The 24,189-nt window shown below is 61.5% G+C and carries 6 protein-coding genes and 1 pseudogene; 5 read left to right on the top strand and 2 right to left on the bottom strand.

Features of this window, described 5'->3' with window-relative positions; translation table 11 throughout:
• Positions 1-106 precede the first annotated feature (106 nt).
• The 4 genes and pseudogenes from R4P65_RS10320 to R4P65_RS10335 all read left to right on the top strand — a co-directional run bounded on the left by R4P65_RS10320 (position 107) and on the right by R4P65_RS10335 (position 4,556).
• Entirely contained in the window at positions 107-613 is a 507-nt protein-coding gene (locus R4P65_RS10320) for a GNAT family N-acetyltransferase (RefSeq protein ID WP_317826417.1), read from the top strand.
• A 92-nt stretch (positions 614-705) separates the two neighbouring features.
• Positions 706-2,698, top strand: a pseudogene (locus tag R4P65_RS10325) (ArnT family glycosyltransferase).
• Between the two features lie 34 nt (positions 2,699-2,732).
• Positions 2,733-3,959 carry a hypothetical protein gene (locus tag R4P65_RS10330; protein ID WP_317826418.1) on the top strand — a complete coding sequence of 409 codons (1,227 nt, stop codon included), beginning with the start codon at positions 2,733-2,735 and terminating at the stop codon, positions 3,957-3,959.
• A 93-nt stretch (positions 3,960-4,052) separates the two neighbouring features.
• A complete protein-coding gene (locus R4P65_RS10335; RefSeq protein WP_317826419.1) occupies positions 4,053-4,556 on the top strand; it encodes a GbsR/MarR family transcriptional regulator in 504 nt (167 codons plus the stop codon).
• A gap of 36 nt (positions 4,557-4,592) precedes the next feature.
• On the opposite strand, the gene R4P65_RS10340 is transcribed toward R4P65_RS10335, so the two are convergent.
• On the bottom strand, positions 4,593-5,624 hold the full coding sequence (locus R4P65_RS10340; RefSeq protein WP_317826420.1) for an iron-siderophore ABC transporter substrate-binding protein: 1,032 nt from the start codon (positions 5,622-5,624) through the stop codon (positions 4,593-4,595).
• A gap of 201 nt (positions 5,625-5,825) precedes the next feature.
• Positions 5,826-7,685 carry a DUF4012 domain-containing protein gene (locus tag R4P65_RS10345; RefSeq protein WP_317826421.1) on the bottom strand — a complete coding sequence of 620 codons (1,860 nt, stop codon included), beginning with the start codon at positions 7,683-7,685 and terminating at the stop codon, positions 5,826-5,828.
• A gap of 192 nt (positions 7,686-7,877) precedes the next feature.
• Between R4P65_RS10345 and R4P65_RS10350 the strand changes: the two genes are divergently transcribed.
• Positions 7,878-24,113: a non-ribosomal peptide synthetase gene (locus tag R4P65_RS10350; RefSeq protein WP_317826422.1), complete on the top strand. Its 16,236-nt coding sequence runs from the start codon at positions 7,878-7,880 to the stop codon at positions 24,111-24,113.
• Positions 24,114-24,189: the final 76 nt, after the last annotated feature.

Genomic DNA, 24,189 nt, shown 5'->3' on the forward strand with positions numbered 1-24,189 from the left:
ACGCCGATAGGCTCCATCTCGCAGATACATCCGAGGTGGAGCCCAGAGGTCGTGCCGCTGTGGGCCGCACCTTTCGATGGTCGGATCGAGGGGAGGGATCACGACGGTGGACGTTGTACGGGCGATCGCAAATGATGCGCCAGCGATCTTGGCGCTTCGGCATGGGGCGGAAGACTGGTTGGCGGAACGTGGAATCGCTCAGTGGCGTCCTCGCGAAGTGTCTCTCGAGAAGATCGAGGCCCAGATTTCGAGAGGGGAGTTCTATGTCGCGCGAGACCAGGTGCAGTCGAGGATCGTCGGTGCGCTGAGGTTGATCTGGTCAGACCCTCAGGTTTGGCTCGATTCGGACGAACCTGCAGGCTACGTGCACGGATTGGTTATCGATCGAGCATTTTCGGGCGACTCGATGGGTGAGCGCTTACTGCGCTGGGCGCGTCGACGGTCTACGGAGGAGGGCGCGCAGTACTTGCGGCTCGATTGTGTGGAAACGAACGTGCGATTGCGTCGCTACTACTTGGACGCGGGCTTTATCGAGGTCGGGCGTCGTGACTTCGGAGATGATGCCGAGAACGGTTGGTTCAGCGTCGTGCTGTTCGAGCGCGCTCTGACCTGATCCATTCACAGCAATCTTCCAGACGGGCCCAGTGCCGCCAGGGTTGGAGACGCGATCGTTGGCAGGACAGTAACTCGTGAAGGGACTTCCTGATGACCGCCGTTCTGCATCCGGCCCCACCTCAGCGGCCGGCACCAACTGCCCATCGAGCCGAGCCCTCGCCGTCGTGGTTCCGCACTCGCCGTACAGGATTGGCGCTGACGACCCTGTTGGCGGCAACGGCGGTCCTGTATCTGTGGAATCTGACCGCGAGTGGTACGCCAACACCTTCTACGCTGCGGCTGCGTAGGCCGGCTCACAAGATTGGAAAGCGTGGTTCTTCGGGTCCCTCGATACCTCGAATTTCATCACGGTCGACAAACCGCCCGCTTCGTTGTGGGTCATGGGTCTGTCCGGACGGATCTTCGGATTTTCGAGTGCCAGCCTTCTAGTTCCGCAGGCATTGATGGGCGTCGGATCGGTTCCACTCGTGTATGTGGCCGTCAAACGAGTGGCGTCGCCCGCTGCGGGTTCTGTGGCGGGAGCTGTGTTGGCCGCTACGCCGGCTGCCGCCCTGATGTTCAAGTTCGACAATCCTGATGCACTGTTGGTTCTGCTCATGACTCTCGCCGGCTACTTCGTGATTCGGGCAATGGGCACGGCGATGGGTCGACGAGCCGCGATGTGGGTAGCCCTCGCAGGTGTTGCGCTGGGGTTCGCTTTTCACCAAGATGTTGCAAGGGGTGATGGTATTGCCTGCGCTCGCAGGTGCGTATGTGATTGCCGGACAAGCACGTTTGCGAGATCGCTTGGTCCACTTGGCGATCGGCGCCACGGCCGTTGTCGTATCGGCCGGTGGGTGGGTGGGTATTGGTAGTGTGGCTGTGGCCGGCGGATTCTCGCCCGTACATCGGTGGGTCGACCAACAACAGCGTCATGGACTTGGTGCTGGGATACAACGGATTGGGTCGACTTTTCGGTAACACCGGTAGCGGTGGTGGAATGAACGGTGGCAGTGCAGGCTCGAGCTTCGGGGGGAGTACCGGACTGGAGCGGCTGTTCGGCAGCGAGATGGGTATACAGATTTCCTGGCTGATTCCTGCGGCACTGATCGCAGTGGTGTTCGGACTCCTCGCCCGGAGGCGCGCACCGCGCACAGATCTTCTTCGTGCGTCGTTGATCCTTTGGGGTGGTTGGTTTCTCGTTACCGGCCTGATCTTCAGCTACATGTCGGGCAGGATCCACCCCTCTTACACAATTGCGCTTGCGCCCGCCGTCGCGGGGATGATCGGGACCGGTGGAGTGGCTCTGTGGTTGGTTCGTGCCCGCTGGATCGGACGTTGCGGCTTGGCAGCGGTGATGCTGGTCGCAGGAATCTGGAGTTGGGTGCTGTTGCACCGCAATGCCGACTGGCTGCCGATGATGAAGTGGATTCTGTTGGTAGGCAAGTTCGTCGGCGCGATCCTGGTTCTCGTGGGAGCCGAGGATCGATTCCGAAGGCTTGCTGTCGCTGGATTGATCATCGGCTCGTTGGCAGGGATAACGGCTTCGGCGTCTTACGCGATTGCCACTGCCGCAACCGCGCACGGCGGATCCATTCCGACAGCCGGACCCGCCAGCGCGGTGTCCGATTCCGGAATGGGCGGGGGAGGAGGCATCGGTGGGGGCCCAGAGCTGCCAAACGGTGACGCACCGCCGAATTCTTCTGACGCGACTGTAAATCCGACGTCGAACGGGCAAGCACCTAGTAGCGGCAGCGAAAGCACTTCCGAGTTGACGGCAATGCTGGTCAACGCGGGCACCACGTGGTCGGCCGCGACCAACGGTTCGCAAAGCGCAGCAACCTACGAGTTGGCCAGCAATACCGCGTTGATGGCGACCGGCGGTTGGAGTTCCGATCCCTCACCGACATTGGATCAATTCATCCAGTACGTGGCAGACGGAAAGGTTCACTACTACATTGCCGGTGGCCAGGGCGGAAGCCAGAGAGAGGGCCAAAGCGGGGACAGCACGTCGAGTGCCATCCAGGAATGGGTCGAAGCCAATTTCGCATCGACGACAGTGGGAAATTCCACGGTTTACGACCTCACTGGGTATGTCGGGTAGTGACGTAGTTGTTGCCGTAGGCAATGATCGAGAAATGTCTGGGCGCACCGCACACGAGTCGAACCGTCGTCGCGAGCAATGGACCTGGCGCGACGGGGTGGTGATCGTCTCGATCGTCGCATTGGGAACTGTTGTCGCGGCGGTGATGAACGAGGACACAGGTACGTCGATTCCTGGCTGCGATTCGGTCGAATCACCGGGTCCGCCGGTGCGATTCAACTACGGTTTCGCAGGCGAGCCTGGCTATGACGATCCGGACTATCCGTGGTTCTCGGGGCCGAAGGCCACCGCTATGAGCGATGCGTTACTCGAATCATTGCCTTCCGATGTCGAGGTTGTATTTGCGAGTCCGTCGAAATCGTTCGAGTTTGCGCCGATCCAGAATTTCCGGGGCGCCTCGTTTCCTGACGGGGTCGACCCGATCGAGTTCAGCGGTTCGACAAAGGCAAGCGGGGCGGTAAGTCGCGGCGGGCAGACGGCCGATGTCTCGGTTCAGGTTCGTGCATGGGATCAGCCGGTGCCACCGTGCTTGGAGGGTCTTGTGGATCGGCGGGAGCATCTCGCGAACGGAACAGTGCTGGACATTGCGGATTTCGAGGACAAAGTCGCTTCGGATGTCGGGGGCGAGCGCGGTGTCGTCGCGTATCTCGGCGACGGATCCCGGGTTGTTGCCAGCATCGACACGTCGACGGACACTGGTCCGCTTTTGACGATGGACGAACTGATCGCGCTCGCAACCGCGCCGGGGCTTGCGGTGACTGCGCCGGTTCCAGACTCGACGCCGCCACCGATGGCATCCTGCTACACCGATTCTGTGAATGCCGGTCCACCTGCGACGCGCATGGATATCGACCGACTGAATCAATTGCTCGATGCACGGTGGAAGGATCTCGGCGCGGCAGGCGTCACCTTGGAACGCCCGCTCGGTTCGTTGGTTCCAGATGATTACGGACAGGGAGGAGTGTGCGAGCGAATCGTCGCTTCGACAGCGGACGGCAGCAGCGATGTCGAAATATCGGTTGGTACCGCTGTGCCGGAACCGGGTGAGACACTCACGTTGCCGGACTCCACCATCGTGACTCGCCTGGTCGATCCTTATGGCTCGGGCGACGACACGGTCCGGGTTGTCCACCCCTCCGGCGAAACCGTCGTGGTGACCCAGTTCGTGAAACCGGCAGGCTCGACAAAAGCTTCGCCTTTGACGATCGAACAACTCGAGTTCATTGCAACCACTCCAGGACTGACGCTTTCGTTTCAGTGAGTGTGGTGCTGGCACAATAGTGACGAATTGTTCGGACCGGGTTTTGTTCGTACTCAGTTTTGTTCGTACCCAGTGACGTCGGAGGCTCAACGAATGGGCGATGCCAGCCCTGCTCGCGGTGACGATTTCTCCACCTGGTTCATCGACCAGTTCTCCGTGTACTGGCAGTCCGGTGGTGGGGCTCGTATCGAAGGTCGGATTGCGGGCTATCTGTTGATCAGCGAGTCGCCAGGGGTCAGTGCTGAAGAGCTGGCGCAGGCACTCGGAGCAAGTCGCGGATCGGTGTCCACCTACATTCGCCGGTTGATCGACCGGGGCTTCGTCAAACGCACGCGCAAGCCTCGGGATCGGACTCACTACTACGTCATGGATTCCGACGTGTGGGGCGGATTCCTCGAAACCGAGCACGTGTATCTCGAGAATCAACGCAAGCTTGCGACCGAGGCGCTGCAATACGCAAACCCCAACGGCCCTGCGTACATTCGTGTGCTCAACATGCGCGATTACATGGGGTGGATCATCGACAATCGGATGCTGAGCAGTGAGTGGATGCGATTCAAGAGCGAACGTGACGGCAAGAAGCCCGCATCCGAATAGGACGCGGGCTTCTCGATCGTACGGTGCGTATCGACATCACTTGTTCAGCTTCGCGATTGCCTCGTCGATCATCGGTACATAACGCTCGAGCGACCAGGGCACGGTCAGTGGGTTGATCATCGAGGAACCCGTGACGAAGGGCTGTTCGGTCGGAGCGATCACAGTTCCCCGAGCCACGGCGGGGATGGCCTGGTAGGCCGGTTGTGCCTCGATCTCGGCGCGATTGGCCGGGTCAGAGTAGAAGGTGAAGAGCAGGTCGGACTTGTCGAGGAGGTTTGCGTTCTCCAGGCCGATGACTGCTGAGTCTGTTCCTTCCGATTCCGTCAAGGTGTAGACGACGGGATCCACCTGCAAGCCGAGTGCGCGGACCATAGCCACACGCTGCTCTTCTGCGAAGAAGACGCCGAGCGTTCCCGGGCCCGTATTGTAGATGAAAGAGAAGCTCACATCGGCGTAGTTCGGATGTGCTGCAGTCGATTCAGCGAACTGCGACTTGATCTTGTCGATTTCGGCCGTTGCCTTCTCGGATTCACCCATGGCTTTGCCGATGACGTTGATCTGCTCTTCCCACGTGATGGTCCACGGACTCTCGGCGTAGGCGACGGTCGGCGCGAATGCGTTGAGTGAGTCGAACTGCTGCTGTGTGATGCCGGACCAGGGGGCGAGGACGAGGTCTGGCTCGAGAGCGATGATCGCTTCGATGTTGAGGTCGGTTCCGCCGGTGAACTGCTCGGGCAATTCGCCACCTTGCTCAGTGACCGCTTCGTGCACCCACGGCAGATATCCGGTGTCGTCGCTGCCCCATGCGTACTTTTCGACGCCGACCGGGATCGTGCCGAGTGCGATCACGGTTTCCGCCGATCCCATGCCGAGGGTCACGATTCGCTCGGGCTTTTCCGTGATGACGGCGTTTCCGAGTGCACTTTCGATGGTGACGGTTTCGAAGTCGCTGTTGCCTGATTCGGTTTCAGCGTTGTTGTTGCTACATCCACCGAGCACAAGGGCGGCAATGACCAAACCGCTCAGTGCCACAGTTCGGCGAAGTGAGCGCACACGGGCGTATTGCATGAGGAACCTTCCGTTGTCGATGCGCCGAGGAGTGTGACTCCGACGGATCGCAGCCGACGGCTGGTTCCAGGCGCGTCAGGAAGCATAGGCTAGCCTTCGTCAAAGTTTCAAATCTGTTGAAAGTTCATCGAGGGCTGTCGAAAGACGCTGATCGGCAAACGTCCGTTCGGAAGGGGAGCGATAGACGTTTGCCGATCACGTTCAGCAGGTAGGCACGTCGACCGTGATCTTCGGTTCGTCGACCAGCGGCTGGACCGGTACGCGGGCCTCGCCCTCTGCTGTGGGCTCGGTCAGATCGAACTTCAGTTCAACCGTTTGTCCTCGCGGAATGACAGCCCTCGTCATGTAGGCCGGGTGCCCCTGCTCTGATCCGTTGACGGCAAACGAAATCTGCCCGCCCACCGAGACTGTGTCGAGTTTTGCTCCGGTCGTTGCCAGTAGGGTGACTGCGGCCACGTTGGTGCCCTTGGGCAGTCGTCCGGGGTTGTCGACGATCCCGCTGACGTATTCGGTCAGGTCGGCGTCGGGTGCGTTGTTTGTCAGTCGAACGGTGACCGTTGTCTTTCGGGTGTCGCCGGTGCACGTCTGCGCTGTGTAGTCGATTTCTCTTGTGAGGTAGTAGTCGAGCTTGTTGCCGGCTTGATTGTTGATCACCACACCGGCATACGGCGCCGAATCTCCGGGGATCGTATGACCGAGGACCGTGTCGGCGAGAACTGATTGTTCCTCGGGGTGCGAGCTCCACACCGCGATTCTGCCCTCGCTGACGCCTTTGCCCAGTGCTTCCAGCAGTGCGCTCGGAGACTTGATGTTCCCGGTCATCCTCTCGACGACGCGAGCCGCGATGGTCTGCAGATACTGCTTTCGTGCCTTGTTGTCGGAAGGGAAGCGTGCATACGCGGTCGACTCGGTCAGTTCCACGACGTTGTCGGCTGTCACCGACTCCCCATCGGGCATCTTGATCGGCCCCACCGCTTTCAGGATGTAACTCAGTGCTATCGGATCGGTCGCAATTGCACCGTCGACCATCTCACCCCCGGACTCCTGTGACCACAGGGACTGCCAGATCTGTGCCGCGTAAGGAAAGTGCGAGCTGAGGTTGCTGTTGCGAGAATCTGTGGTCGGGCGACTTGTTCCGTACAGCTGATTGAAGTCAGGACCAAGGTCTATCGGTTGATTGTCCAGTGTTAGTTCGGAGTTGGGGGAGAGTGTATCCACCCGAGCGGCGCCGTCGTCGACTCGGACGATGCCGTATCCACCCAAGAGGCCACCGGTTCCGCGGGCCTCCGCATTGGTCTGGAAACCGATGAAGTAATTGCGCGGTCCGTCGGTGCCGAGCATCGCCGGTGCGATGCGAGCCGCTGTGGCGGTGTTCGTCAAGAGGGTAGCCAGTTCGCTTGTCTGCGACTGCAATTCTGCTCTGGCATCGTTAACTCGGCCCAGGTACTTCGATTCGGGAACTTCCTGTGCCTGCGACGACAGCGATTTCGCGGCGATAGCTGTTTCGGCCAGTTTCGGTTCTGCTTCGCGTAACGGTGCGAGTGCCAAGCGTCCGCCGGGCTGCACCAATTCCGTTGGTGCGAGTGAAGTTCCGACAGTGACAGCAGGACCGAGAACGTCACGCGTGAGTCCCTGAACGACCTCGGTCATCTGGCGCGTCGAGTCGAAGGGCGACCCGATGGCCGGAACAGCTGCGGCGATGTTCCAGGGAAGCGAATGGGTGTTGTCATAGGCGGCCGATGCCGCGACATCGGCTTCCGCCGCGGCGGACTCTGCGACCCCCGTATCCCCGGCAAGGAGCGCACTCTTTGCCGATTGTGCATGGTCGCGAGCCGCTTCCAGGTTGCCCTGCGCCTCGTGTGCCGTGTACCCGAGCCAGGCTACAAAAGCGCCGACGACCAGTGTCGATGCCGTCATCGCGACTGCGGTTCGGTGGCTTCGGAGAAATGCAGCCGACCCCTTGGATTCGCGCTCCGGACCGCTCGGCGGGATGTTGTCGGAGCCGATCGGTTCAGCCCCGGAATCGTCGTCGGACTTTGGTCCCACCGTGTCGTTGTTCATCCGCTGAAGCTCCTGACGTTTGAGTGCGTGAAAGCTGCGACGACATGTCTAGCAGTGTTGGCCCGGTGGTGAAAACTTAGACGAGACAGTAGGGTTCGGTTCGGCCGTTCGTGGTGTTCGCTCCCATGGATTCACGTGATCAGCCACCGAACGTTCGTGAATTACAAGGCTGGTGAAATGTGAGGTGACGGGTTGAGCGCTTTTCCGTTGTCTCGGGCTCAGCTCGCGCTGTGGTTCGCGCAGCAACTGAGTCCGTCAACTCCGTTCGTGGTGGCTCAGTACGTGGAGCTACGAGGACCGGTTGACGTCGATGCGCTGATCGAGGCAACGAATACTGCATGTCATGAATTGGAGTCGGCGTTCGTTCGCCTCGTCGCTACTGATGCCGAGCCGCGTCAGGTCGTCGATCACTCCATCCTCGACGATCTCGAATATCTCGACCTACGCAGCGAGGACGATCCAGTTGAGCGCGCGAACGAGTGGATGAGAGCGGAATACTCACGGCCACTTGACGTGATGTCCGATCGCCTGATCTCTGGGGCGCTGCTTCACCTGGAAGACAACCACTTTTTCTGGTATTCACATGCCCATCACCTCGTGCTCGACGGGTATGCGGCGATGACACTCACCACGCGAGTGGCGGAGCGCTATTCGCATCTTGTTCACGGCAAGAAGCTGACTCCTTTCGGTGGTGTGGGGGTACGTGCGATGCATGACCTCGATGTCGACTACCGATCCTCGGCGCGGTATCGATCGGACGAGCAGTACTGGAAGGAGATGTCAGAGGGCCTTCCTCACCCGGTTCGCCTCGCCGACGGCGCCGGGCTGACGTCCATGCCGCAGCGTATGTTGGTGCAGACCTTGAATCCAACGCTTGCAAAACAGCTTTCGGATGTCGCGACCGAGTGGGCTACGTCCGAGGTGGCGATCCTCGTCGGTGCATTCGCGTCCTATCTCGGTCGGATGACTGATTCCGACGACGTCGTCCTCAGCCTGCCGGTGTCCGGCCGCACCTCGGCAAAGTCGAGACGTTCGGGCGGAATGCTGTCCAACATCGTGCCTGTTCGTGCGCAACTTGATCGGGATCTGTCACCACGGGAGCTGGTGCGTGAGATCTCGGTGCAGATGACCGGCGCATTGCGGCACCAGCGATTCCGTTACGAGGACATGGGTTTCCAGGGAGATCAGGGCGGATCCCGCGACTCGACGGGCCCGGCCGTGAACGTCATGATGTTTCACGAAGCGATACGGCTCGGTGACGTCGTCGGTGAATTTCACGTCCTCACATCCGGACCCACCGAAGATCTGTTCTTCAGCATTTATCCGTCGATCGCAGGGGAGAACGTTCGCCTGTCCTTCGAAGCCAATCCGCGCCTGTACAGCGAACGTGACCTGGCGATGCACCATCGTCAGTTCGTTCGGCTACTCGAGGGATTCCTCGACTCGGCCACCAAGGCGCTCGGTGACCTCCTTGTCCTCTCGGCGGACGAACTGAAAGATCTGGTCCCCGCGCTAGGACTGCGGACGGGCGGATTCGCGACGCTCGATGCGGTCATCAGAGACGGGGCAGGGCAGGGGAGTGCCGTCGCGATCCGCGACCAAGGTGTGGACATCACCTACGACCGACTCGGCGCTCGCGCGGATGCACTGTGTGCCTTGCTCGTAGAGAACGGCGTCGGCCGAGGTGACGTCGTCGGGATCCTCGCCCAGCGCTCGACCGATTCCGTAGTTGCGTTTCATGCAGTAGCGCGGGCCGGTGCGGCTGTTCTTTTCGTCGATCCTCAAACACCCTCCGAGCGTGTCGCTTTCATTCTCGACGATGCCAACGTGTCTGTCGTGGTCGGTGACGATCCGGCGGACGTGCCGGCGTGGGTCTGCGTCGTCAGTCCCAGAGTCGACGAAACTGTCGATGGGCCGATCGATCGAACTGCGGGGGCCGGTTCATCTAGCGCCGACCTATCCCTGGATGACACCGCCTACGTGGTTTACACCTCGGGGTCGAGCGGACGGCCGAAGGGCGTCGCGGTCACGCACCGAGGCATTTTGCCGTTGGTGCGTTCTCACGCAGGGCGATTGAACATCGATAGTTCGTCTCGAGTCGCGCTCCTGGCATCCACGTCGTTCGATGTGGCGATCCTCGAGATTCTGCTTGCTCACGGCTGCGGTGCGACTGCCGTGATCGTTCCTCCCGGTTTGATCGGCGGAGTTGACCTCGAAGACTATTTGCGGCTCGAGGGTGTCACGCACCTGATCTCGACACCATCGGTTCCTCTGACGATGGACCCTCGGGAACTGCCGGATCTTCGAGTGTTGAACGTGGGCGGCGAGCGACCGCCGGGGACGCTCGTCGATGCGTGGTCGAGTCACGTCGACATCGTGAATTCGTACGGCCCTAGTGAAGCAACCGTCGCGGCATTCATGAGCGAGCCGCTGGTGCCTGGCGGTGATACACCGATCGGGCGCCCGATCGACGGCGTTGCCGCTGTGGTGTTGGATTCGTGGTTGCGTCCCACTCCGGTCGGCGCCGCGGGTGAGCTGTACGTGATGGGACAAGGACTGGCGCGTGGGTACCTTTCGCCGACGCTGACTGCGGAGCGTTTTGTCGCGGCGCCCATAGGTACGGCCGACGCTGGTGCGCGCATGTACCGCACCGGGGACGTGGTGCGGTGGAACGATGCCGGTCAACTCGAGTTCTTGGGCCGCACTGATCAACAGGTCAAGATCCGTGGAGTACGCGTCGAACTGGGCGAGATCGAAGCCGTGCTCCTGTCGACTCCTGGCGTCTCGCAGGCAGCAGCGGTGGAGCGATCCGGGTCGATTGCAGCGTATGTGACAGTGAGCGAAGACAGAGATGACCGACTTCGTCCGTTGAGTCAGGAGGCGGTCCTCGACCATCTGGCCTCACTACTGCCGCGTTCCATGCTTCCGAGTTCGGTGACGATTCTGGCAGCGTTGCCCGTCACAAGCCATGGAAAGACAGACCGTTCAGCGCTCCCTGAACCGACGACGACGGCGGTCGCCGAGCAGCGCTCGGCGGTAAGCCGCACAATCGAGTACGACGAGGAATTGATTGCCTCGGTGATGGCCGAGGTCCTCGGCGTCGGCGTTCTCGGACCGCACTCCGACTTGTTCGCCTGGGGTGGTAGTTCTCTCGACGCCGTGTACGTCGCCGCGCGCGTGAGTTCCGCGTTCGGAAGAAGGGTTGGAGTCAGGGACGTGTTCGGTGCCCCGACGCCGGCGCGGCTGGCCCGGAAGATCCGTGAGGGTCGGGCGGAGTGGTTGGTGGAACCACAGCGCATTTCGGACGACGTCATCGTGGAAATTTCTCCGGCACAACAACGTCTGTGGCTACTCAACCGTCTGGATCCGCAGTCGTCGGCGTACAACATTGCGTTCGAGGTCTCGTTCAGTGGTGTTCTGGATGCATCGGCGATGAGGGAGTCGGTAGGTGACCTGACTGATCGCCATCCCGTCCTGCGCACCGTGTTCTCGTTCGACCAGAGTCACGACACATGGCCGATCCAGGCTGCGTCCGCGGCGTCCGTGACCCTGATCGAGGTTCCGTCCGAAGAGTACGACTCTGCGTCAGCGGATTTGGTTGCGGCCGGGTTCGACCTGGCGACCGAATTGCCCTTGCGGTTGATCCTCACCTCGGACAGCGACGCCGACCATCGCATGACCGTGGTTGCCCATCACATCGCCCTGGACGGCCTTTCGTTCGCGACGATCGTCTCCGACCTCATCGCGGCGTACGACGCCCACGCCGCCGGGAGTTCGCCGATCTGGGCTTCGCCCTCGCTCGACTATCGCGACTATTCTGCCTGGCACAGAACCGTTCTCGGTGATCCTGCAGACCCGCAGAGCCTAGCTGGCCGCCAGCTGGAATTCTGGGACAAAGCTCTCGCCGGCGTTGATCCGACTCTTGCGCTTCCCGTGGACAGATCCCGCCGGCCGGGCCAATCGTCGTCGGCGCGGGACGTGACGTTCGAATTGCCCTCGCGCGTCCACGCGGCGCTGAACGAAATCGCCAGGGCACACGACTGCACGACCTTCATGGTGTTGCACGCCTGCCTTGCGATCGCGCTGAGCAAGATCACCGGTACTCCCGATATTGTCATCGGAACCCCGACGTCCGGTCGAACACACCCTTCGTTCGACGGCTCCGTCGGTATGTTCGTCGGAACCGTGGCGCTGCGAACGCTCCTGCTCGATGGAGACACCTTCGGTGAGTTCTTGAGTCGAGTACGCGACGTCGACGTGGCGGCTCTGTCCAATGCCGACGTCCCGTTCGACTGGGTAGTCGAGCGGGCGGTCGGTGGAGCCGCAGGCGACAAGAATTCCTTCCTGCACGTGGTTCTCGCTGTCGATCCGCTGGCTTCAGCTCCCGAGATCGCGCTGGGAACGATGACGGCCCACGGCACTCCGCTACCTCCCGCGCACCCTCGCTTCGACCTTGAAGTGACTGTGCGCGAGGATCGCACGGTTGACGGAGGCGCGAGCGGCATTAGGGGCACCTTCCGATATGCCGATGATCTGTTCGATGCGGCCACCGTAGGCGGTTGGGTCGAGCGACTACGTCGAGTGTGCGACTCGGTCACCGAGAACTCGTCAATTATGTTGCGTGACATCGATGTTCTCAGCGTCGCCGAGCGCGAAGAACTGCAAATGCACGTGCGGGCGCCCGCACTTGGTGCGAACTCACTGTCCGACCTGTTCGCCGGGGTCGCGACGAAGCGGTCGAACGCAATCGCCGTGACGAGTGGAAATTCTCGGGTCACCTACGCAGAGTTGCAAGTTCGTTCGGAGGCGCTCGCGGCCGCCTTGATCGATCGAGGAATTCGAGTGGGGGATCGCGTGGCCGTCGGCCTCCCTCGCTCGATCGACCTGGTAGTTGCGATTCTCGCGGTCGTTCGGGCGGGCGCCGCGTACGTCCCGATCGACCTGCAGTATCCCGACGCTCGTATCCGGTACGTCCTCGCCGATGCGCGTCCGAAAGCGATTCTGTCGACGCCCAGTTCCGCTACACGTTTCGGTGAGTACGAACATGCCGTCGTATCCGTCGACGAGACGGCTGACGCGGCTGAATACTGGCCAGTTGCGCCCTTGGAGTCCGCCGCATACGTGATCTACACCTCCGGATCAACCGGAGCCCCCAAAGGCGTGGTGGTCTCTCAGGGCAACGTGTTGGCTCTGCTCGCCTCGACTCGAGAGATCTTCGACTTCGGGCCCGAAGATGTGTGGACGATGTTTCATTCGTACGCATTCGACTTCTCGGTATGGGAGATGTGGGGTGCGTTGACCACTGGCGGATCCTTGGTGATCGTGGACGGTGACGTCGCGCGCTCACCCGAAAGATTCGTGGATCTGATTGTGCGGGAACGAGTGACCGTTCTGAATCAGACCCCGGCTGCCTTCTATGCGTTCGCGGAAGTCACGCAGGAAATGCTGCTTCCGCTCCGGTCGATTGTTTTCGGCGGTGAACGCCTCGACGTCGGGCGCGTGGAGGCTTGGTTCGATCGGCACCCGGATGTGCGGGGCGTCAACATGTTCGGAATCACCGAAACCACCGTTCACGTCACCAGTGTCGAACTGCCGGTCGGCGACGGAGCTGCCTCGCCGATCGGATCTCCGCTACCAGGCTTGCGCAGCTACGTACTGGACACCGCGCTCGCGCACGTCCCCCCGGGATCTGTCGGCGAACTGTACGTTGCCGGTCCGCAGTTGGCCGTAGGCTACTTGGGTCAACCCGGGATGACGTCTTCACGATTTGTGCCTGAACCGGGATTCGACGGCTCGAGGATGTACCGCAGCGGCGATCTGGTCCGTTGGCGAGCCGGCCGACTCGAATATGTTCGCCGCGTCGACGGTCAGATGGCTCTGCGTGGTTACCGCGTCGAACCGGGCGAGGTGGAGTCCGCGCTGCTGGCTCACACGTCGGTGGAGCAGGCCGCGGTGGTGGTGCGAGAACTCGACAGCGGGCCGACATTGGTCGGCTACATCACCCCGGAGAACGGCCACGACCTCGACGGCGTATTGCGGACTGCCCGTTCGTTGTTGCCCGGGTACATGGTGCCGTCGGCTTTGATTACGCTTGCGTCATTGCCGGTCACGATCAACGGCAAGATCGACCGTACGTCGCTGCCGACCCCGGTGTCTCTCACGCAGCCGTCTCGGCGGTCACGAGACTTCTTCGAGCAGACAGTCGCAGCCATCCTGAGCGATTTGATGGACGTTCCGAATGTCGATCCGGCTCGGAATTTTTTCGATCAAGGGGCCAATTCCTTGATCGCCACTCGACTCTCGTCGCGACTGAACGCCGTCTTGGGCTGCACCCTCGACGTCCGCGATGTCTTCGAGCACCCATTCGTCGATCAGCTGGCCGGAATTGCTGCTGCCCGAATCGGCACTGGGCAGGCGTCTCCGGTGTCCTTGGTGCCTCTGTCCTTGGTACCTCGTTCGGACACTACGGAGGTGCAGCTGTCGGATTCCCAACACCGAATGTGGATTCTGAATCAGTTGGATACAGAGTCCGCCGGCTACAACATTCCGATCGTGTTGCGCCTGACGGGTGAATTGGACGTAGTTGCAGTCGAACTGGCAATTCGTGACCTGATCGAGCACCATCGCACCCTGCGGACCGTGTACCCGGTTGTCGGCGAGCGCCCAGTTCAGAAGGTGCTCGACGCCAGGGAAGCAAGTCCGCCACTTCAGCTCGAGGCACTCGCGGGCGAGGACGCCGAGAATCGCGTTGCACAACTCGTGGGCTCGGGCTTCGATGTCACCACGGATCCGCCTGTACGGGTGGCCCTTTTCCAGGTTTCACCCGACGAGCATGTCCTGGCCGTCGTTGTCCATCACATTGCCGCCGACGCTCGATCGCTGGAAGTGTTGGTACGTGACTTCACCGCCGCGTACACCGCTCGCACGGAGCAGCAAGCTCCGCAGTGGTCGCCGCTCGCACTCGAATACTCCGATTACACTGCATGGCAAAGGGAATCAGGGATTCCAGACACGGTATCCAGTTACTGGAAGCAGGCTCTCGAAGGCCTTCCCGAGCAGGTGACGCTACCCCTGGACCACCCACGCTCGACGTCCGCTCGCGCGTCGAGCTGTCGAGTGGTCGTCTCAGGTCCCGTCCGGACGGGCCTGCAAGCGGTGGCACGATCGAACAACGCAACCATGTTCATGGTTGTCCACGCTGCTCTCGCGGCGCTGCTGGCGAGGCACACCGGCAGCAGTGACGTGGTTGTCGGCACTGTCGTGTCCGGACGCACCGCACCTGAACTCGATGAGCTCGTCGGCATGTTTGCCGGCACGATTGTTCTCCGAACCGAAGTCGATCCGTCGAAGTCCTTCGGCCAGTTGGTCGAGCAGGTTCGCCAGCGCGACGTATCGGCGTTCGCGCATGCAGAGATGCCCTTCGAATCGCTGGTCGATCTGATCGACCCTCCCCGATCGCGCTCGCGGCACCCGTTGTTCCAGGTGGCGCTCTCGTTCCAAACAGTGCATCCCACCGCCTGGTCCGTGCCGGGGTTGTCTGTCACACAGATTGCTCCTGATGTCAGGCACGCAAATTTCGATCTGCAGCTCAACGTCACGGATGCGGGGATCGGCGGCGGTTTCACGCTCGAATTCGTCTACAACGCTGATCTATTCGATGATCTGACGGTATCGAGCTTTGCGGACAGGTTCGAGCGCTTCCTGGGTCACGTGTCGATCGACTCGAAGATCGCCGTAGGGCGAATCGACCTGTTGGACAGTGCGGAACGAGCACTTCTCGTCCCCGCACACGGCGCGGCCGACCGGCCTGATCAATCTCGACGTTCCGGTACGACGCTTGCCTCGATGCTGCGCTTCGTCGTCGAATCCGCACCGGACGCTGTGGCGGTCGAGGGCGAGGGCAACACACTGACTTATCGGGATCTCGATGCCCAGTCCGATGTCGCAGCCGACGAGTTGCGCGCTCGGGGAGTCGGAGTCGACCAGGTCGCTGCCTGGACTGCTGATCGGTCCATTGCGTCGATCGTGCAATTGTGGGCAATCGCGAAGGTCGGGGCAGCCCCGGCTTTGGTGGATCCGGAACACCCGCAGGCACGACTACGCGATGTCCTCGAAACACTGGGCGACGGCGCGATCGGCGGCCGCAACGCTGGTGGTGAGAACGCTGGTGGTGAGAGGGACACAGACTCGGCGCGGGAATGTTCCGACAGCCTTGCGGCATACGTAGTCTTCACTTCGGGTACGAGCGGAACCCCGAAGGCTGTAATCGTGACCAACGGCGGGCTCGGTGTGATCGCCGAAGACCTGCCCGGTAGGTTCTCTGCTGGGCGAGGTTCTCGCGTATTCCATCGCGGAGCACCAGGATTCGACATGACGTTGCTCGAGGTGCTCATTGCGAGTATGTCCGGGGCGACGCTCGTCCTGGCGAAGAACGACGAACTGTTCGGTTCGGGACTCGCATCAGCGCTGAGGCGCGAGCGTATTACTCATCTCTGCGCCACACCTACCGTCGTCGCCTCGATCGGCAATCCGTCGCTGCCGGACCTTGTAACGGTGATGTTCGGAGGCGAGCGGCTCAGCGGTGCGTTGGCGAAGCGTTGGCAACCCGGGCGCAGAGTGATCAACGGATACGGACCCGCTGAGTCGACTATGTATTCGCTTGCTACCGAACCGTTGTCGATTGAACACTTGTCGACCGACAGTCACGACGGGTCCGTCGGACGTCCGCTGGCCGGGGTCGACGCGGTGGTGCTCGATGATCGACTCGAACCGGTGCCGCCGGGAGTTGCCGGCGAACTGTATCTTTCAGGTCGAATGCTCGCACGCGGGTACGCCGGCCAACCGAGCCGAACCGCGGAACGATTCGTGGCAACCAGTTCGGGCGCCAGGATGTACCGAACCGGCGACCTGGTGATGTGGAAGCCTGAGATCTCCAAACCTGCAACCCAGAAGCCCGAACGCAATGCGTATCGCCTGCATTATCTCGGGCGAACTGACGCACAGGTGAAGGTCAACGGTGTCCGGATAGAACCGGGCGAGATCGAGGCAGTCATTCAGTCCGCCGCGCACGTCGATTTTTGCATCGCCGGAGTTCGGAGCTCCGCAAGTGGAAGCCCTCTGTTGGTCGCCTACGTGAGAAGTTCAGGCGCCGAGAGAGTTGACACGGGTCGACTTCGCGTCGCCGTTGCAGAAGTTCTTCCGACGTACATGGTTCCGCATGTCATCGTCGAAATCGAGGGCGACCTTCCGATGCGGAACGGCAAGGTCGACTTCGACGGTCTACCGTTGCCGGCACTCGATGCTTCCCGCCGAGCGGGCCCAGACACTGACGCTGAGTACCTGGTTGCTGCGGCTTTTGCCGCCGTTCTGGGCGGAGACGGGGACGATCGTGACGCAGACTTCTTCTCGCTCGGGGGCAACTCGCTCTCGGCCGCGGAGGTCACGTCACTTTTGAGTAGTTCTCTGGGACATGATGTTCCGCTGAGGACCGTATTCGAGCATCCGACGGTTGCGGCGTTGGCCGCTCGGCTCGATTCGCTCGAGCAGATCGACTCGGTGACCGATCTTGTCCGACTTGAGCCGCGCCGCGACCCCACGCCCGCACCCCTGTCACGAAACCAGCGTGCGATGTGGGTACTCAATCAGCGGAACACAGCGAGCGGTGCGTACAACCTGCCGATCTGCATCGAGATCGTCGGTGAACTCGACGTGTCCGCGCTGCGTCAGGCCGCGACGGATCTTGTCGGTCGGCATGACGTCCTCAGAACGCGGTATCCGGGCACTCCACCGGTTCAGGTTGTAGATCCTCCGTCCTCGGTGACAGTGGAAACGCGACTGGTCGGCGACATCGAGGTCGAAGTGCTGCTGCGAGAGTTCGGCTCGCGCGGTTTCGACGTAGCTGCAGACCTGCCGGTGCGATGGATGCTGCTCCAACTGTCGCCGGTCAGACACGTTCTGGCGGTGAGTTTTCATCACATTGCAGTCGACGGGGTGTCGATGCGAACTGTGGTCGGCGACCTCCTGACCGCTTACGGCAAGCGCCGGGCTGGACTGGATCCGCAATGGCCTCCGCTGCCGATCCAGTACGGAGATTTTGCCGCGTGGGAGGCAGCGAGTGACGTTCCCCCCGCCGTCGAAGAGTTCTGGCGCCGAGCACTCGACGGCGTGACGTCTGTGTCGCCGCTGACGGTGGATCACACTGACGACGGACCGCTTTCCGTGGCGCGGCGAGTGAACTTCGTGATACCAGCCGTCGTCACCTCGGCACTGCAGGCGCGAGCGGACCGGTTGAAGGTCTCGCTGTTTGCGGTGGTTCATGCGGCGTTGTCCGTGGTGCTTGCCAAGCTGAGCGGGAACCCAGATGTCGTGATCGCGACCGCTGTCGACGGACGGCGTACGCCCCAACTCGACGGCATGGTCGGAATGTTCGTGGATACGGTGCCTCTGCGCCTGCGGATCGACGGGGACATGCCGATCGATCTTCTGTTGGCTACAGCTTTCGATGCTGACGTTGCAGCGTTCGAATACAGTTCTGTTCCTGCCGAATTGGTTGGTGAGTTGCTCGGTGGACGAACTCCCCAGGTTGCGCTGGGTCTGCAGAATTTTGCGGTCCCTGCCGTGGAGGTGGCCGGTCTCACGATCGAGGCTCGTGAAATCGAGACCGCAACAACGAAGTTCCCCATGCATGTCTCGCTCGCACCCGCTGTCGACGGATCGTTGACCGGCGCTGTCGTCTATGCCGCGAGCGCGTTCGATCCGTCGAGCGCCGACGCGGTTACTCGACATCTGTCGAGAGTGCTCACCTCGATTGCCGAGGATGTGCCGGTACTCGTTTCGGATCTCGCGGTGGGCGCGGCGCCCAGTTGGACTGCTGTCGAGGTCGATTCGTCTCGGACACTCACCGAGATCTTTGCCTCTACGGCGGCTCGATTCCCGAACAACATTGCTCTCGACGACGGACAGAGCACGGTGACGTATGCCGAACTCGACTCGGCCTCGGATGCTCAAGCCTGGGAACTGGTGGCTCGGGGGGCAGGACCGGGCGCCGTCTACGAGATTCCGGCAGTGCGAACCATCGCTTACCTGGTCCGAATGTTGGCCATCACGAAAACGGGCGCGGCATTCGTGCCGATCGACCCTGACCTGCCGACGGCACGGTTGAAGCAGCTACGCACAGTGCTCTCCGACCGCAGTCCTGTTCCCGGCCGGCAGTATCCGGATTCAGTTGCGTACGTCGTTCACACGTCCGGATCGACCGGTGAACCGAAAGGCGTTGCAGTCACCCATCGAGGACTGGGCCTTCTGACCGACGACGCAATCCGGAAGTACGGCGTGACTTCGGGTTCGGTTGTGCTGCATGGATACAAACCGACGTTCGATGCAGCGATCCTCGAGATGATGCTGGCGATCGGCGCCGGGGCTACCTTGGCGGTCGCGCCCCGGGAGGCTTTCGGGGGACGGGCACTCGAAGAGTTTGTTGCAGAACGCGGCGTTACCCACATGTTGTCGACTCCGGCCGTACTCGACACCATGGCACCGGAGCGGTTCGACTCGCTCGAGGTGGTGGCAGTCGGTGGCGATGTGCTCTCACCTTCCACCGCGCGCGCGTGGAGTCGCCGTGCGCGAATGCTCAATGCGTACGGACCGACGGAATGCACCGTGGTCACGACTGTTGCCGAGGTGGATCATCGGGTGACCATCGGAGTCCCGCTCACCGGAATCGGTGCAGAGGTACTGGATACGCGACTGCATCCGGTGCCATGGGCCGGGATCGGTGAGTTGTACGTCAGCGGACCCGGACTGGCGATGGGCTACGCCGGAGATCCCGCCGGCACCGCCAGTTCGTTTGTCGCCGCACCAGGTGGGCGCCGCCGCTATCGGACCGGTGATCTGGTTCACCGCCGCACCGATGACACCCTCGGATTTGTCGGACGCTCCGACCGCCAGATGAGTGTGCGAGGAATCCGCGTCGAGCCTGCCGAGATCGAATCAGCCCTGCGTCGGTGCCTCGGCGTCGAGGCCGCTGCGGTTGTTCTTGTCGACGAGATCGCTGTGGCATGCGCGGTTGGTGATTCATTGGAGTCGGGTCAGCTGACAATCGAGTTGGCAGCGATGTTGCCTGCGTATCTGATGCCCGGCCGAGTAGTCGTGTTGGAGTCGATCCCGCTCACGTCGAACGGCAAGCTGGACGCAGACGCGTTGCGGCGCCATGTGTTCGAGAGCCAGGCACCCGACGCAGCAGTGACGGTTTCGGAGGAACTCGTCACCGCTGTCATGTCGGAACACGTGTCCGGAAGCTTCGGCGCTCTGCACAACCTGTTCGAATCGGGTGGTGATTCGTTGGCCGCGGCCGCGGTGGCAGGTCGACTCGCCTCGATCTTCGCCCGTGACGTGCCTGTTCGAGCCGTCTTCGACCATCCGTCACCGCGAGCGATGTCTCAGTGGCTTTCGTCGAGCGCATCCGACGGCACGCGCCGCGAATTGACTCGACGCGATCCCGGGATGCCCGCGCCGTTGGCGCCCTCTCAACAGCGACTCTGGCTGATCAATCAGCTGCAGCCGGAATCGACCGCGTACAACCTGACGTTTGCAGCAATCCTGGCAGACGGCATCGATCGTTCGGTCTTGAGCACCGCACTCGGTGACGTCGTCGATCGCCACGCCGTACTGCGAACTGTGTTGGTTCCAGGTGAATTCGGTCCACAACAGGTTGAAATAGATTCTGTTGCATTCGATCTCACCCCGGTGGAGGTCGACGATATCCGTGCGAGCGCTCAGGCCTTCGCGAATGTGCAGTTCGATCTCGAACGAGACGTTCCGTTCCGAGTGCGTGTATTCACCGAGAATGCAGGAGCCAACTCTGCAGGATCGACTGTCCTGGCCATCGTTGTTCACCACATCGCAATCGACGGTGCTTCGATGGGCCCGATCCTGGCCGATTTCGCGGCAGCCTTCAAGGCCAGGACAGTTGGAAAAGAATGGGATCGCTCCGCCGACGGGATCAGCTACGGCGATTACAGTCTCTGGGCGAGAGAGAGTTTGGGTGATTCCGAGGATTCTCTCAGCGTGGCTCACCGGCAACTCGACTACTGGTCGAACGTCCTTCGTGGCGTCGAGGATGTGTTGGCTCTACCCGTCGACAGACCCCGGAGTCTGCTGTCCTCACGATCCGACGAGATGGTGACGGAAGTCCTCGACGGCACCACCTACGACGCGTTGTCGGCGTTGGCCCGTTCGCACGGCGTCACGGTATTCATGGTCGTCCACAGCGTGATTGCCGTGCTGCTCGCTCGTGAGTCCGTCACGGATGACGTCGTTGTGGGAGCAGCGGTGAGTCTGCGCAACGATCCGGCGCTTTTGAATGTCGCCGGCATGATGGTGGGCACCGTCGCGTTGCGCACGAGGATCAACTCCGCCGACCACTTCACAGCAGTCTTGGACGAGGTTCGCCGCGTAGATCTGGAAGCAATGGCGAACGCGGACGTTTCGTTCGACGATGTAGTCGCAAAGGTCGATCCGCCGCGCAGGATGAACGAGCATCCACTGTTCACCGTCATGCTGGCATATCGACGAGCGCTCGAGTTGCCGCAGATCGATGGGGTATCTGCCTTTGACATCGACATCGCAGGGGCGTCGACGGGCTACGACTTGACGTGGGATCTGGTCGACGCCGGTGACAGTCTCACCATTCGATTGCTGTACGCCACGGACAAGTTCCGGAAGTCGACCGCGGAACTGTTCATGCAGCGGGTGACACGTATCGCCGAATCAGTGATAGCCGAACCCGAGATAGTGGTCGGGGAGATCGAATTGTTGTCCGGATTCGAACGCTCGGCGCTGACCGCTGCGAATCCCCGCACCGTCGATCCTTTGACGATTGCCGACATTTTCGAACGTGCACTGTGTCAGGCACCCGACGGAGTAGCTCTGGAAGAGAACGGCCAACTCTGGACCTACCGCGACCTGCACGAGGCGTCGTCGCACTGGACGCGCGAGTTGGTGGGCCGGGGAATCGGGCCTGACGACGTCGTCGCCGTTGCGCTCGGTCGCGGACATCTGTGGATCGTTGCGTTGTGGGCAGTGGCGCGGGCAGGCGCAGCGTGGCTGTCGCTCGATCCGGCGCTGCCGACAGTGCGCCGGCAGACGATGGTCGAGGAGTGCGGTTCGGTTGTCGGTTTGACAGCACAAGGTGCAGCCGAGAGTTTGCCCGATTGCGTCGAGTGGCTGTCGATGGATGAATCACGCACTGTGAGTGAGGCTACCGAGGTATCGGCCACGCCGGCTCGTCCCGACAACCTTGCCTATGTCATCTACACGTCGGGTTCGACGGGAAGACCCAAGGGTGTCGAGGTTTCACATCGCGGAATCATGAATGTCTACACGGCGCACGCCGAGATCGCCCAGTTCGATCGTGGCACCCGAGTCCTGCAATTGGCGTCGTCGACCTTCGATGCGTCGGTGATAGAGATTCTTCTGGCGGCTGCGGGGTGTGGAACGTTGATTCTGGCTCCCGACTTCGTGTACGGGGGAGAGGAACTCACGAGTCTGCTGGTGGCTGCCGACGTCACGCATTTGATCGTGACGCCGACCGTCCTGGCCACGGTCGATCCGGATTCAGTGCAACCGTTGATCGTCGAATCGATGGGAGAGCCGCTCTCTGCCCGCCTTGCGTCGGCCTGGTCGAGCCGACATCACATCGTCAACGGGTACGGACCGACCGAATCAACGGTCGCGGCATCGATTTCGCACCCGATTATCGATGGGGACGTCACTGTCGGCACTCCGGTACCTGGTACGACGGCACTTGTTCTCGACCAAAGGTTACGTCCGGTTCCGGATGGCGTGGTGGGAGAGCTCTTCCTCTCCGGTGAGAATTTGGCGCGGGGGTATGTCACCTCCCCGGGTTTGACTGCTGATCGTTTTGTGGCCAATCCCTTTGTCGCGGATCCCGCCGCGGTGGGGACTCGGATGTATCGCACGGGTGACCTTGTTCGTCGTCGGCGTCACGACCGAGCGCTCGAGTATCTGGGTCGCAACGACGCACAGGTGAAGGTCCGGGGTGTTCGCGTGGAACCGGCGGAGGTCGATGCGGCTCTGTCAAGCCATGGAGCAGTGACCTTCTCGGTTACCGTTGTCACCGACGACGGGCGCGGGTCCGCTGAGCTTCGGTCGTATGTAACTCTGGCGGAGAATAATTCGGCGACGGAAAGGGAGCTGCGCGACTTTGTCTCCGGCTCGCTGCCGAAACACCTGCTGCCTTCTTCGGTAACGGTGGTGGACCGGGTCCCGTTGCTCGCATCGGGGAAAATCGACGTCGCGGCTCTTCCTGCTCCTGCACCGCAGGTAGGGTCGAGTGCGGATCGACCCGTCTCGGCTACCGAACGTCAAGTGGCACAGGCATTCGAGAGTGTCACAGGCGCGGTATCGGTGGGCCGTCATGACGACTTCTTCGAACTCGGCGGTACGTCCATGGGAGCCGTTCAGGTGGCTTCGCGCTTGCGTGAGGCCCTGAACAGGGAATTCCCTGTTCAATGGATTTTCACCGACCGAACTGTGGCCGAGCTTGCCTCTCGGTTGGATCTCGATCATGCCGATGTCTTGGACGGTGATTCGTTTCATTCGGATCCGCTGGACACGATCGTCATGTTGGGCGGCAATCCTGACGACGTACGGCCGCCGTTGTTCTGCGTGCATCCGGTCAGTGGAATTGCCTGGTGCTACGTCGGACTCGTCGGTCGGCTCGAAGGTCGACGGGTGTACGGCATCCAGGCAACGGGAGCAGGTGAGCTACCTGGCACGGTGGCGGAGTTGGCGTCGGGGTACGTCGATGCCGTACGGATGGTGCAACCGTCGGGTGAATACCATCTGCTGGGGTGGTCTGCCGGCGGAACGATCGCGCTCGAGATGGCGTGCCAGCTCGAGGAGGCCGGCGATCTGGTCGGTTCGGTTGCAATGCTCGATGCACTGCTGCCGGAGATGATGCCGTCTGTACAAGCAGCTCCGGAGCCTTCCGAACTGTTCGCGCAGATCGGACTGGCGGAGGTTGAAACTGCGACTGCAGCAGTGACTTTCGTCGACGTCGCAGCAGAGATCCGAAGGCAGACCGGTATGGATTTCCTCACCGATTCGGTTCTCGAATCGGTAGTGGGCCGGGTGGAAAAACTGTCGCGAATCGTCCGGGATCACGGGCCGAGGTCCTATTCGGGGTCTGTGGAGCTGTTTGTGGCGCAGCATGATCTGCCTGAACATCGTCACTTGGTTGAAAAGTGGTCCGAACTGGCTGGGTCGTTGCGAACGTATCTGGTCGACTGCTCTCACTCGGAAATGTCGAGCATGGAGGTTTTGGCAAGCGTTGCGAAAGTCCTCGTCGACGATCGCCAAAGCATCGAATCCGAAGCGGGGAAGCGCAATCATACTGGGGTGCAGTAGATCTGCGGCGCCGGGACTTTGGTCCGGAGTTGTCACACCCGGGGTCCCCGTCCTTCCGTTCCGCAAGTAGAACCCG

Origin of the sequence: Rhodococcus sp. IEGM 1318 (assembly GCF_033142465.1) — a bacterium.
Taxonomy (GTDB): domain Bacteria; phylum Actinomycetota; class Actinomycetes; order Mycobacteriales; family Mycobacteriaceae; genus Rhodococcus_F; species Rhodococcus_F qingshengii_B.